15 protein-coding genes and 1 pseudogene are annotated in these 12,161 nt (G+C 57.1%); 6 read left to right on the forward strand and 10 right to left on the reverse strand.

Going from position 1 to position 12,161, the window contains the following annotated elements; genetic code table 11:
- Positions 1-287 precede the first annotated feature (287 nt).
- Complete coding sequence (locus tag BN2694_RS05820; RefSeq protein ID WP_135663508.1) at positions 288-905, reverse strand: hypothetical protein; 618 nt, start codon at positions 903-905, stop codon at positions 288-290.
- On the reverse strand, positions 905-1,387 hold the full coding sequence (locus BN2694_RS05825; protein ID WP_135663510.1) for a hypothetical protein: 483 nt from the start codon (positions 1,385-1,387) through the stop codon (positions 905-907). Before BN2694_RS05825 ends, BN2694_RS05820 begins: the two co-directional genes overlap by 1 nt.
- 319 nt (positions 1,388-1,706) lie before the next feature.
- Here BN2694_RS05825 and BN2694_RS05830 point away from each other — a divergent pair, with 319 nt between their 5' ends.
- The 5 genes from BN2694_RS05830 to BN2694_RS05850 all read left to right on the forward strand — a co-directional run bounded on the left by BN2694_RS05830 (position 1,707) and on the right by BN2694_RS05850 (position 5,818).
- Positions 1,707-2,999 (forward strand): O-acetylhomoserine aminocarboxypropyltransferase/cysteine synthase family protein, encoded by a 1,293-nt coding sequence (locus tag BN2694_RS05830; RefSeq protein WP_135663512.1) that lies wholly within the window; start codon positions 1,707-1,709, stop codon positions 2,997-2,999.
- Positions 2,996-4,225 (forward strand): homoserine O-acetyltransferase MetX, encoded by a 1,230-nt coding sequence (gene metX / locus BN2694_RS05835; protein WP_135663514.1) that lies wholly within the window; start codon positions 2,996-2,998, stop codon positions 4,223-4,225. Before BN2694_RS05830 ends, metX begins: the two co-directional genes overlap by 4 nt.
- A 90-nt stretch (positions 4,226-4,315) precedes the next feature.
- Positions 4,316-4,609, forward strand: a complete 294-nt coding sequence (locus tag BN2694_RS05840; protein ID WP_135663516.1) for a DUF7130 family rubredoxin-like protein — start codon at positions 4,316-4,318, stop codon at positions 4,607-4,609.
- A gap of 69 nt (positions 4,610-4,678) precedes the next feature.
- Entirely contained in the window at positions 4,679-4,867 is a 189-nt protein-coding gene (locus BN2694_RS05845; RefSeq protein WP_135663520.1) for a hypothetical protein, read from the forward strand.
- 54 nt (positions 4,868-4,921) lie between these two features.
- Positions 4,922-5,818, forward strand: a complete 897-nt coding sequence (locus BN2694_RS05850) for a ketopantoate reductase family protein (protein WP_135663522.1) — start codon at positions 4,922-4,924, stop codon at positions 5,816-5,818.
- Here BN2694_RS05850 and BN2694_RS05855 read toward each other — a convergent pair.
- The 6 genes and pseudogenes from BN2694_RS05855 to BN2694_RS05880 all read right to left on the reverse strand — a co-directional run bounded on the left by BN2694_RS05855 (position 5,815) and on the right by BN2694_RS05880 (position 9,620).
- Positions 5,815-6,183: a NifU family protein gene (locus BN2694_RS05855; protein ID WP_135663524.1), complete on the reverse strand. Its 369-nt coding sequence runs from the start codon at positions 6,181-6,183 to the stop codon at positions 5,815-5,817. The two genes, BN2694_RS05850 and BN2694_RS05855, sit on opposite strands and share 4 nt — an antisense overlap.
- A gap of 85 nt (positions 6,184-6,268) precedes the next feature.
- Positions 6,269-6,634, reverse strand: coding sequence for a DUF5783 family protein (locus BN2694_RS05860; protein ID WP_135663526.1), 366 nt, complete (start codon positions 6,632-6,634; stop codon positions 6,269-6,271).
- 87 nt (positions 6,635-6,721) lie between these two features.
- The gene (locus BN2694_RS05865) at positions 6,722-6,991 is read right to left on the reverse strand and encodes a hypothetical protein (RefSeq protein WP_135663532.1); all 270 of its coding nucleotides are present in this window, start codon (positions 6,989-6,991) and stop codon (positions 6,722-6,724) included.
- A 124-nt stretch (positions 6,992-7,115) separates the two neighbouring features.
- The gene (locus BN2694_RS05870) at positions 7,116-8,522 is read right to left on the reverse strand and encodes a DHHA1 domain-containing protein (protein ID WP_135663533.1); all 1,407 of its coding nucleotides are present in this window, start codon (positions 8,520-8,522) and stop codon (positions 7,116-7,118) included.
- 240 nt (positions 8,523-8,762) lie between these two features.
- Entirely contained in the window at positions 8,763-8,966 is a 204-nt protein-coding gene (locus BN2694_RS05875; protein ID WP_135663534.1) for a YMGG-like glycine zipper-containing protein, read from the reverse strand.
- Positions 8,967-9,023: 57 nt separating this feature from the next.
- Positions 9,024-9,620, reverse strand: a pseudogene (locus BN2694_RS05880) (IS6 family transposase).
- A 249-nt stretch (positions 9,621-9,869) separates the two neighbouring features.
- Between BN2694_RS05880 and BN2694_RS05885 the strand changes: the two are divergent.
- The gene (locus BN2694_RS05885; RefSeq protein ID WP_135663535.1) at positions 9,870-10,238 is read left to right on the forward strand and encodes a nucleotide pyrophosphohydrolase; all 369 of its coding nucleotides are present in this window, start codon (positions 9,870-9,872) and stop codon (positions 10,236-10,238) included.
- Here the strand turns inward: BN2694_RS05885 and BN2694_RS05890 are convergent.
- Together BN2694_RS05890 and BN2694_RS05895 are read right to left on the reverse strand one after the other, a co-directional pair.
- Complete coding sequence (locus BN2694_RS05890) at positions 10,235-11,341, reverse strand: hypothetical protein (RefSeq protein ID WP_135663536.1); 1,107 nt, start codon at positions 11,339-11,341, stop codon at positions 10,235-10,237. The genes BN2694_RS05885 and BN2694_RS05890 overlap by 4 nt on opposite strands.
- A gap of 96 nt (positions 11,342-11,437) precedes the next feature.
- Entirely contained in the window at positions 11,438-12,037 is a 600-nt protein-coding gene (locus BN2694_RS05895) for a site-specific integrase (RefSeq protein ID WP_135663537.1), read from the reverse strand.
- Positions 12,038-12,161 lie beyond the last annotated feature (124 nt).

Raw genomic sequence — 12,161 nt, forward strand, 5'->3', positions numbered from 1 at the left:
ACGAAAATATCGCGTCACGACGGTTAGTCTTCGTCGCCGATCCACGGGATCTTATCAGACGTTACGACATACCACGCTAAAATTGGACTAATGACTATCGGGAGCCCAGTATTCAGCGCAATAATTATCCTGGGAGCGGAGAGTGGTTCAAGATACACTCCTCTCACAATTGATGTGAATAATACTAAGAGAGGAAAGAATCCTAAAGTGGAGACAACAATCCTCCAGATATCATTATATCGTATTTTTATATGTAAGTAGTCCGACATTTTTTGGTGGCCACCTAGTCAGACGTTGTCATAATCAATCAAAAATCTATTGACTGTGACCCCATCACCGCCATCCCCATCAAACGGCCCAGCATCACCCGAAGCACCCCCATAAGGACCTGCAATGAATGCTTCAGCCATCACCTCTACCTCGAAAAGATAGGTATGACCATCATAAAACGTCATATTGATATCCCCTTGTAATAGATGGTCAATATTCACAACTGACAGGACAACACCTTCATGATGCGCAATGTGAGCAGTAGCCTGACTATTATTTGATAAATCATATCCGTGAAGGTATACATCAACAGATCCCGTCGCATCAGATACACCCATTACTTCACCATTCAATTCGCCGTGTACTGAAACAGTTCCCCCAACAACGTCCTCATTTGAATTGGGAGGAGCGCTTGCTTCAACAGAGGCCCCTACTGTAGCCCAACGTTTCACAGATCCGAGTCCAGCCACCTCAGCGTAAGCTGTAGCTTCGGCTTTTCCGTCGAGGGGATCAGAATCAGAACCACACCTATGCGCACCTGGTGAAATACCCCAGTGAGATTTTCCACTGGATCCCTGATCCATATCGTCAATAATGTCACCTGCTCCTGGAAGGAGAGCAATTTCATCAGACATTATGCATCACCCTCTGTATCGCTCTCCGCAGAATCAATCACCTGTGATCGGACTTCATCCACATGGTTGTTTATTTGCGATCGGACCTCACGGTCCTGTTTTTTGATCTTATCTCGATGTTTTTCCCTCATGTCTTTCAATTTTTCCTTCTTCTTTTTTATTACACGTTTTTCGCACTTGATTTTATATTTATTTTTTAGTTTCTCCACTCTTATATCATCAGATTCTTCAGCAAGCTTGACAGCTTGTTCCGTGAAATCTTTCCTATTTTGCTGATTCTTACTGTCAGCTGAAGATTGGATGCCACTTTCCGTCTTTTTTATCGATATAATTTTCCAATTTTTATTCTCTGTTACTTTGACGTGCTTCTGATCATCATCTTGCTTCCCAAATGCTTCACCGATAAATGATGCACTGACAGCTGATCCAGCCATGAGCTTCAGGAATCCTCTTCTAAAGCTCGATGAAAGTTCATCTGACATAGCAAATAAGAAAATAACAACCATCTACTTAAACATTATGATCTAAATACATTCCTAAGCTATGATTAATTTGAATAATAATGTTAGTTGTTGTGGGAAATGTAATAAAAGTATTAAAAAAGAATCGTACTAAATATAGTCTTGTTGCATAATCAAGCTATTTTAGTTTTTATTCATATCATATGCTGCATCCAAAATTTCAAAAATATAATCAAGGTCGAATATCGGAACAGATATGGTATTAATCGTAAAGATGTACCCTGCCCAAATTTGCCGTAACTCGTGGTTATACGTGCTTCGAGATATATGCATACGAAACATGAGCGAGCAGGAGCCTTCGCATTTCGGAACTCGGTGTCTCCACGCCGGCCAATCGCCCGATCCCGAGACCGGCGCGGTCGCACCGGCGATCCACCAGACCACCTCCTACGCCTTCGAGGACGCCGACCGGGCCGCTGATCTCTACGCCCTGGAGGCCGAGGGGAACATCTACAGTCGCTTCGACAATCCGACCGTGCGGACCTTAGAGCGGCGACTCGCGTCCCTAGAGGAAGGCGTCGACGCCGTCGCGACGGCCTCGGGGATGGCCGCTCTGGACGCGACGACGACCGTCCTCGCGAGCGCGGGAGACAACATCGTCTCGGCCTCCTCGATCTATGGGGGCACCCACTCCTATCTGACGACGACCGCCCGCGATCGCGGCATCGAGGCACAGTTCGTCGACACACTCGAGTATGAGGCCTACGCCGAAGCCATCGACGAGAATACCGCGTACGTCCACCTTGAGACGATCGGCAACCCATCGCTGGTGACGCCCGACCTCGAACGGGTCGCGGACGTCGCCCACGAGCACGGCGCGCCGCTGGTCGTGGACAACACCTTCGCGACGCCGTATCTCTGTAATCCGATCGAACACGGTGCGGACGTGGTCTGGGAGTCGACGACGAAGTGGATCCACGGCTCCGGGACGACAATCGGCGGCGTCGTGGTTGACGGCGGGAGCTTCCCCTGGACGGAGTACTCCGAAAAGTACCCCGCGCTGGGAGACAGTGTTGGCGCGCTCGATGGCGACAGTTTCGCCGATCGCTTCGGTGACCGAGCGTTTGCCGTGGCAACTCGCCAGCGGGCCGTCCGGAACGTCGGCGACGGCCAGAAGCCCTTCGACGCCTGGACGACGCTGCAGGGCTCGGAAACCCTTTCGCTCAGGATGGAACGCCACTGCGAGAACGCCACGCGAGTCGCAGAGTTCCTCGCCGAACACTCCGCGGTCGAATGGGTGTCCTATCCAGGACTCGAAAGCCACGAAACCCACGAAAACGCGAGCGAGTACCTCGACGGTGGATACGGCGGGATGGTGACGTTCGGCCTCTCTGGGGGCTTCGAGGCCGGCCAGCGACTCTGTGAGGAGACAGACCTCGCGCAGTTCCTCGCGAACGTCGGCGACGCCAAGACGCTGGTCATCCATCCCGCCTCGACGACCCACGCGAAACTTTCGCCCGAGGAACAGCGCGCCAGCGGCGTCGCGCCGGACATGATACGGCTGTCGGTCGGGATCGAAGACGTCAGAGACATCATTGCGGACCTCGAAGACGGGATCGAATTAGCCACATGACGGTCACCGCCGAACGCGAGACGGCTTCTATCGGTGAATTCGAGTTCGAGTGCGGGGAGACGATCCCCGAACTCGAGGTCGCCTACGAGGCCTACGGCGAGTTCGAGGGCGACAACGCGGTACTGGTCTGTCACGCCCTGACCGGCTCCGCCCACGTCGCCGCCCATCCCGACGCTGACGACGCCACCAGCGGCCAGGCCCGCGCGTGGTGGGACGATATCGTCGGTCCTGGCAAGGCCATCGACACCACCGAGTACTACGTCGTCTGTGCGAACGTCCCCGGCTCCTGTTATGGGACGACCGGCCCCGCGAGCACGAACCCGGAGACCGGCGAACCCTACGGCACCGACTTCCCGCCGGTGACAGTCACCGACTGGACGGAGGCTCAGCGCGCTTTGCTCGACGAACTCGGGATCCCGCACCTGCACGCGGTGGTTGGCGGCAGCGTCGGCGGGATGAACGTCCTCGAGTGGGCCAAACGCCACCCGGATCACGTCGACCGGATCGCCACGATCGCTACCTCGGCCCGCCTTGACGCACAGTCACTCGCCCTCCATGGCATCAAGCGCCGGGCGATCACCAGCGACCCAGCCTGGGATGGCGGCGACTACTACGACGACGATCATCCACAACCGACGGACGGCATGGCCCTGGCTCGTCAGATCGGTCACGTGATGTACCTCTCGAAGGCCTCGATGGACCGAAAGTTCGGCCGCCGGTCAGCGGGCAGGGAAGCGACGCGGGCCTTCCCCGAGGAGCCCGCGGCCGCCTTCTTCCCGTATCGCGACGTGGAGTCGTATCTCGACTACCAGGCCGAGAAGTTCGTTGGCCGCTTCGATCCCAATTCCTTTCTGGCGATGACTCGCGCGACCGAGAACTACGATCTCGCCTCCGGCTTCGAATCGGACACTGACGCGCTCGCGGCCTTCGAAGGACAAGCCCTACTGATGTCCTTTACCTCCGATTGGCACTTCACCGTCGCCCAGACGGAGTCGCTAGCTGACTCGCTCCGGGAGACCGGGGTCGACACCGCTCACCACGTCGTCGAGTCCGACCACGGCCACGACGCGTTCCTCGTCGAGCCCGAGAACGTCGGCCCGCCGCTCGCAGACTTCCTCGCGGAAGGCGTTACCGGATCGGCGGTCACGGATACCGCCGACGGGGCGGACGAATCATCCCCCAAGAGTGATTTCGCGCCCGTCCACACCAGCCTCTTCTCGCCGTGACGTGGTGAGTGAACCCTCGTCGGGGACGACAGGGGTTCGTGAAGCCTGACAGGAAAGTTAATGAGCAAGGAGACAATGGTATGAAATAACATGACAGATAATCCGGGAGAGACAAAAGTAAGCTTCGGGACGACAGTGTACGACGCCGATGGCAACAAACTGGGCACGATCCGTGGCTTCGACGAGCACGGGTTCTACGTCACGACCGACGAAGGGATCGCCGCCATGTCCGGTAAACACCTCGCCAGCGGTCGCGGCGGCGAGGCCGAGCTGATGTGGCGCTGTTGGTCCTGCGGGGAGATGGGTGACATCGAAGAGATCCCGGAGACCTGTCCGGCCTGTGGCGCACCGAAAGAGGATATTTACTACTGGCAGGAGGACTGAACGGGCGACGCTCGGCTCACACGCCGGGCGATGCGGCCATTTTTGTAATCTCGGGGACAAGGTGACACTATGCTTCGCGGGCTACTTGGACGGCTGCGTTCGCCTTTCGACGACGAGGAGAGAGTGCAACGCTTCCGGCCCTCGTTGCTGGACCGGTCGGTACTGTTCGCCCATGGGAGCGGAAGAGACGACGTGGATCGCGAACTCAGCGAAATAAAAGACGAAGCCCGCGAGCTCGAAGAACACCGACGGAAGTGAGCGTCCGTCCCGGATCCGGTACCGTCTTGCGCCCGGGGAACGGACGGTCGGTCGATGGACATCGTCGTCTTCGGTGCCGGCAGCCTGGGAAGCCTGATCGGGGGGCTGTTGGCCCAGGAGCATCCGGTCACACTGGTCGGACGAGAGCCCCACGTCCGGGCGGTCAACGAGTCGGGACTGACTGTCACAGGGGACATCCAGATCGAAGTCAGCCCCGTCGGTCGGACGACCATCCCGGCGGAAGCGGATCTGGTGATTGTCACCGTCAAAGCCTACGACACGCCGACCGCCGCCGCGGCGTTGTCGGACTGTGCGTGCGACGCCGTCCTCTCCCTACAGAACGGCATGGGCAACGAGGAGACGCTCTCTGAGGCGCTCTCGGCGGATGTCCTGGCGGGGACGACAACCTACGGCGCGATCCAAGACGAACCCGGGACTGTCCGGTGTACCGGCCGTGGCGAAGTCGTCATTGGGCCACCCGACGGCGGATCGAGTTCACTGGCCGACCGGATCGGCGGGGTATTCGAAGCGGGGGGGATCGAAACCACCGTCGCGACGGACATGCCCCGCCGCACGTGGGAAAAACTCGCGATCAACGCCGGAATCAACGCCACGACTGCGCTGGCGCGAGTCCCGAACGGCGCGCTCGCCGAAAAGCCAGCGATGGAGGTGGCTCGCCGCGCCGCCTGCGAGACTGCCCGGGTCGCACGGCAAGAGGGAGTCGATCTCGACGACCGAACAGCCGTCGACGCGCTCGAAGCGGTGGTCGAAGCGACGGCGGACAACCGGTCTTCGATGTATCGCGATATCGAGCGTGGTCGTCGGACGGAAGTGGCATCGATCAACGGCTACGTGGCCGATCACGACGTAAAAACGCCCGTCAACGCGACGCTCGCAGCGCTGTTGGAAACGTGGGAACGGGAGAACGTCAGGAGAAGCGAGCCGATCTAAAACGGGGCACTCGGCCCCTCGTCACTCTTGCCATCGTCGACGCTACCACCCCGGGAGTCGCCCGGTTGGGCACCGCCGCCCATACCGCCCATACCACCGCCGTCCATGCCAGTGTTGGCGTGAACGGTGTCGATTTCGGGGATCTCCTTGGTCATACGGGACTTGATCGCCTGGACTGTCATCGGCGAGATGCCACATCCGCTGCAGGCCCCGCCGAGCATGATCGTCACCTCGCCCGTCTCGGGATCGAGATCCTGGATGGCCGCACTTCCCCCGTGCATCTGGATCTGTGGGAAGTTCCGTCGCAGGAAGTTCGTGACGCGTTCCTCGAGATCGGAGCTTCCGTCCTGTGTCTCTGTGCTCATGGCTTGATTTAAGTTGGCGGTGGGAGCGTTTAGGCCTTTGGTATCCGACAATACCCTACCACGAGAGGGGCACCGAGAAACTCGATCAAGCCAGGTCGAAAACGTCACTCAACTGGTCGGCGATCTCGGCACGGTAGTCCTCGAGGGCGGCCTCGACGCGCTTGCGGTCGCGATCCGGCAATCGATCGGCGGCGTCGTCGGGCACTTCGATCCGGAAATCGCCGGCATACTCTCGCGAACTGTGTCCGCTGGCGTCGTCTCCGGAGGGTTGGGCCTCACTCCCCTCGTAGAACGGCTCGCTCTCGCTGAGGATCGCCTGGTCGATCGCGTGTACCAGCTCCGAGTCGTAGCGCTCGCTCATCGCCTCGAAGGCCCTGGTGTATGCCTGCTGGAGTTCCGTAAAGTAGTGTTCGTACTTGTCCTCGAAGCGGTCCGGATCGAAATCACTCATCATAGCGGGCTTCCCGACGACCGGAGAAAAAGTCACCGTCGCCGGCAGTCGATCACTTCAGGCCCGACCGGGGGTCCGAAAGTACCGTTACTTCTCGTCATCGGCCGCAATCGGAATGCGTGCCCGGTTCCCGGGGAACGAAAGGACGTACAGTGCGACCCCGACGACACCCGCAAAGACGATACCCGCAACGACGATCAACGCGTCGGCTGACGTGAAGAGATCGCCCGGCGGGACCGTACCGTTCAACACTAATACGAGTTCGAGAACTAACAGCGTCAACATCACTCCGAAGGCGAAACCGGCGCCCAACAACAACCGCTCCTTGTCACCGACAGTGTCCATGCTCCCTGACATTGCCCGTTACTACATTCTCGGTTTGTTTATAACCCCACTGTGGGCCTCACGTCGAGAAAGAACTACTTTGAATATAGCACTATGTGATTTATTTTAGAGACCCACGCAGACAGTCCAGGTCGACTCACGCCAGTTGCTCGACGACACACTCCTCGAACCGGTCGATGAACGCCTCTTGGGAACCGCCCGGAATCGTCGCCCCGGCAGCGATGTCATGTCCGCCACCGTCGCCACCGACGGCCCGGCTCGCCGTCCCGACCGCCGCCGACAGATCCAATCCGCGTCCGACGAGTTCGGCAGTTCCCCGGGCGGAAACTTTGATCTCCTGGTCGGATTTCTCGGCGAAAGCGACGATCGGTCGATCGCGATCGACGCCCGAAGTACCAAAGGCCATGCCGGCGACGATGCCGACGATCGTCTCCCTGATCGCCTCGCCCGCGTCGAAGAACTGGACGGACGGGCGGGTTTCGACCCCATGCTCGCGAACCCACTCCAGACCCTCCGAGAGGTTTCGTCGGTGATTCGCGAGCAGTCGACGAGCACGATCGAGTGCGTCGCCTCGATCACCCAGGCAAACGGCGAGTCCGACGTCGGCGCGTTCGTATCGTGCAGTCGCGTTCAATAACGTCGAAAACTCGCTTGCATCACGGAGTTCAGTCCCTTTGGACACTCCAGGGAACGTATACGTAGTCCCGACCAGCGAATCCAGTGCATCGGCTGAGACACCACGATCGACTCCCCGCTGGAGAAGCGCGCTGATGACTGACTGGCGTTCCGCCATCGAGAGGTCGACCCAGCGTCGCCACTCGCCGTCGTCCTTCAGCGGGATCCCCACGGACTCGAGAAACTGGATCGACCCGCTCTGGTCGCCCGAAACGCCGGGGATCCGTGGTCGATCCGCGTATTCGAGGAGTTTCGGCAGGGGACGGGTCTGGGTCCCGTAGAGTGCCAGATCCGTTCCTTCCTTGAGGATGTCGGCTTCGACACCCTCGGCGACGATCTCGCGGTTCGCTCCGACGAGTTCGCCGTCGACGGCCTGCATGTCCCCGACGGCACCCACGACTGCCAGCTTCGCGAGGTCCCGATTGTCGACATCCGCTTCCAGGGCGCGCGCGAGCAAATAACACGCACCAGCACCGGATAGCTCGGACGCGCCGTCAATCCCCTCCAGTAGCGGGTTGAGATGATACTGCGTCTCGGCGTCGGCTGGCTGGTGGTGATCGACGATAATCGGTTCGAAGTCGCCACGGGCCGCGTGCTCGGCGATGGTCTCGAGTTGCCCGCTTCCAAAATCAGTGAACAGGACGGTTTCGAACTCACGGGCAGCGATCGAGGCGATCTCTTCGTCATCGAGTTGATTTTTGAAGACGAGCTCCGTCGGGACGCCCGCCCGTTCGAGGGCCTGAGCGGCGATCGCCGCACTCGTCAGTCCGTCGGCGTCGATGTGAGAGGCCAACAAGACATCGTCGACGCTCCGAAGCCGATCGGCACAAGCCCGGGCTCGATCGGCCAACTCGGGGACGGGAACCATCATTCTCCGTTGGGTCTCTCCACGATAAAAACGCCAGGTTCGAATGAATAAACCACTTATAGGTATATCAAATTTCGAGTGAGGGGCGAACAGGAGTGGTGGCGATCGAACACCCGGTGCTGTCGAGTAATCGTCCGCCTCACGATCGATGGCCGGAGATCTGAGAGTTGATCCACACTCTCGAGGTGAGTACGCACCTCAACCGGCACTCGAAGAAGGTACCGGCCGGATTGTGGCGACTCAGTCAGAGCGGTCAGCGACCTTCTCCGCCAGTTCACCGATGTCGACGCGTTTCTCGCCGATCGTGGCCCCGACCAGTGCCCCGACTCCAGCACCAGAGCTGGCGGCCTTCCGGCTGAGCAATCCACCGACTGCAGCCCCGATGGCTCCGCCGATAGCCGCAAACTTCGCTCGGCTCAACGCTTTATCGGTTCGTTTTCCCATATCAGTGGGGACGGACGAACGAGGGATAAATCTATGCTCGAAATCCGGGGGTCGTGTTTAGTTTAGCGAGTTCGACCATGTTGCGAAGCTTTGAAGCCACTTTTCGGCTGTTTCCGGTTCGGCGTGGCTGAAACAGTTTGAGAACGAAGAGGTACGGTATTTCACCTCACGGAAGATACGTTTGATGCTGTTCCGATTTCCGCTGCGTTCAACCTGAAATCGGAGCCCTGCTCGTTGCAGTGCAGCTTGGAGATGTCGGGCTCCATCGACGAGAAACACAGCGTTTTCGACATCATATTTCTCGCGGAGTTTCTGCAGGAACATCTCAGTCAACGCGGTCGTAGTCGTCGAATACAGCCGAATATGCAGTAATTTGCTCGTTTCTGGATTCGCTGCAGCATACAGCTAGTACTGCTGATCGTTGATTCGAACCACTGTTTCGTCGAGTGCGATCTGATCCGGTTCTTTCCCAGTGCCTGGCTGTAAATCGGTCTTTTGAGCCCAATCGTGGATTGCTTTCCGCAAGCGTTGGACACCGAACTTATCAAGTTCCGAAATTGCATTCGAAAGTGATAGTCCAGACAAATACAAGCGAATACCAAGCTCCACCAGCCGGCGCGGTGTCCGTTCGTGCTCCACAAATTCTAACTCGATTCAATCGCTACTGCCGCTGAAGCGGGCGATCTCGATCATGAATCATCCGACAATCACCACGCCTCACGTTTCACGCGCAACTAAACACCGCCACAGAATTGCAAAATCATAATCCTATATCTTGATATCCCACTTGGGCACTTCTGGAGTTGCTATACGATATACTACGTGGCTCAACTATACTTGAGCCTGAATCGACTGGGCGTACGATCACCTATCAATTTATGCCTCAGGTTTGAAGCGAGTTCTATGTCTGATGACTGGGATCACCTAACGGAACGCTACGCAAAGTTTGTCTCTGACCGCGACTGGGACCAATTCCACACACCGCAGAACCTAGCGATTGCGGCCTCAGTTGAAGCCAACGAGTTACTCGAGAATTTTCTCTGGTTCGAAGACCCCTCAAGTGAATCTGTTCAGGAAGACGATGAACTGATGGCGGCGGTCCGTGACGAGATGGCAGACGTAATGATCTACATGATTGGACTCGCTAATCAGCTCGATATTGATCTCCAGGCTGCTGTAGCTGAGAAGATAGAGCGCAACGAGGAGCGATTCGATGAGGAACGCGTCGATGAAATCAATGAATATCTCACCGACTGGCAGGAGGATGATTAACCGGTGATCGTGTGGAGACGTTCCATTGACTCTGGGAACCCTTTTATCTCGTACTCATCGGTCCAAAAGGTGTAGACCCCGTGTGATTGGAGATGCTGTAGAAACTGGGCATACTCCTCTGACGGTTCGCTGGTTAGAACCAAGCACTTCGTCAGCTCTTTTTGCTTTCGCTTAGGGATACTATGAACTTCGAAGTAGCTGTACTCTTCTAACTGTCCCAGTGCTTTTCGAATCTGATCTTCTTGATTGCCGTCGTGAATGGACTTCGCTTCTGCGAGGACGATATGTGTATTGTCGGATGCCAATATATCACTGTATTTCGTCTCTCCAGTCTCAAATCCAGCATTCAGAAGCTCGTCTTCGAAGGTATCGAGCGAGTGTTCGTGCTCCATCCACCCGCTCATCGTTTCGTCGATCGATGATTCGTAGGTCACCGTCGACGTAGTGCTGCTGTCGGGTTCGAGATCGCGATCTCGCTTTCGAGAGCGTATCTTTGAGGTTCGCTCTGAATCTCTGTCCGCCTGTGTTGAGCTTTCGTCCGTATCGTGCTTTTCGGGAGCTACACCCTGAATTCGTTCGAGCAGCAGTGGGAAGAGCTTCTCTGGTTGGCTGATGTTCGTCGGCGAACCCTGGGCTGGGATTCGATAGTTCGCCCTCTCATCCATTTCGCCGAAGGAAATCTTGCTTTGGTCAAGCCCCTTGATGTCCTCAACCATCTCTTCCTTCGATTTCTGTTTGACCGGGGTGTCTCTAATCTCAGTCGTGTCTCCGAACCAGTGGATCTCAGAGAAGTGTACAAGATAGGGGTACTCTCCGTTGTAGTGTACTTCCTCCCACCAGGCTGGTTCGTCTTTCGTACTCTTAGCACCGACTTTACCCAATCCTATAACGCCTTTCCCGACGTCACGAACCTGACTCGGTGGGACATCCAGAAGCCTAGACGCAGAGGCATGGAAGAGAAAAATCTCACCTTCTTCGATCTCTTCCCACGCTTCCTTCTTGTCTGGTCGGAAACCCCAATATTCCGTGTGGTATGTTGTCACCCAATGTTCAATCGGACCAGTGAGTTTCCTGAACCCGCCGTGGAGAACACGCTCGTCCATCGCTTGTCATTATATCTCAGATTCACTTAATATCCCTGATGAAAGGGGCCTATAGGCGATCAATCGATATGGTCCATACGAGGTTGAGACTTTCAATCAATTGAACGCCACGTCCTCAAACTCTCGATTCACCACTTCGGCTGTCGGCGCGTTCGGGTACGGCTCCACCGCCGAGAACGACGACCACCCACCAACTTCCATTACCACACGCGGATTCATCCGCTCGCGGACCAGCAAGGTCTGGGCATAGTAGCGCCGGAGATCGTGACTCGACACCTTCTGCCAGTCGGAGTCGCCGGTCTCTTCTGCGACGTGTTCAGCGGTCGCCTTGACCCGGCGCTGCACAGAGCGCTCGCTCAGGTCGACGATCGGTTCGTCGCGATCGATGTTCTCAACGTTGGCGTAACGAAGTAGCTCACTCTCAACCTGCTCGGGAAGGTAGGCGTCGCGAGGCTTCCCACCGCTTCCTTCGGTGTCCTTCCCCTTGGGAACGCGAAGCCGGGCGTGACCATCGACGTGTTTGATGTGCTCCGGGTGGATCTGTGGGATCTCGAAGGAGCGGAGTCCGACTTCACCGCCGAGCTGGATAATTAGGGAGTCTCGGTAGCTCCCTGCGCCCTGCTTGAGGGTCTTGTACTCCTCCGGCGTGAGCCAGCAGCGATACGAGTGGTGGTTCTCGTTGCGCTCGATTCGCATGGATAGTTCTCAATGACAAGTCCGACATCATAAACCACCGTTTGGCCCGAACTGGGGCTCTTCAGACTCCAATAGCGGGCTTCCGTGTCGTAGTTCTTGGTCAACTACGAGATATAAATATCAC

Origin of the sequence: Halorhabdus rudnickae (assembly GCF_900880625.1) — an archaeon.
In the GTDB taxonomy this organism is placed as follows: domain Archaea; phylum Halobacteriota; class Halobacteria; order Halobacteriales; family Haloarculaceae; genus Halorhabdus; species Halorhabdus rudnickae.